This window comes from Variovorax sp. P2_H12 (genome assembly GCF_056403395.1).
Map to the genome: position 1 here is coordinate 1 of NZ_JBFUFO010000212.1, position 436 is coordinate 436.

Genomic DNA, 436 nt, shown 5'->3' on the forward strand with positions numbered 1-436 from the left:
GGTGAGCAGCAGCTCGTACCCCTGGCGCTGGTGGAAGGACTCCTCCTTGCAGATGCGGACCATGGCCCGGGCGTACGGACCGTACGAGCAGCGGCACAGCGGCACCTGGTTGGTGATCGCGGCGCCGTCCACCAGCCAGCCGATCGCGCCGACATCCGCCCAGGTCAGCGTTGGGTAATTGAAGATCGACGAATACCTCTGGCGGCCCGCGTGGAGCTTGTCGAGCAGCTCTTCGCGGCTCGTCCCGAGGGTCTCCGCCGCGCTGTAGAGATAGAGCCCGTGTCCTGCCTCGTCCTGCACCTTGGCCATCAGGATCGCCTTGCGGCGCAGCGAGGGGGCGCGGCTGATCCAGTTTGCCTCGGGCTGCATGCCGATGATTTCGGAGTGGGCATGCTGGGCCATTTGCCTGACCAGCGAGGCCCGGTAGGCGTCCGGC

1 protein-coding gene is annotated in these 436 nt (G+C 67.2%); it reads right to left on the bottom strand.

Features of this window, described 5'->3' with window-relative positions:
* On the bottom strand, positions 1 to 436 hold a 436-nt coding region (locus tag AC1DYK_RS35855; protein ID WP_478170594.1), incomplete at both ends, for a Phenylacetic acid catabolic protein.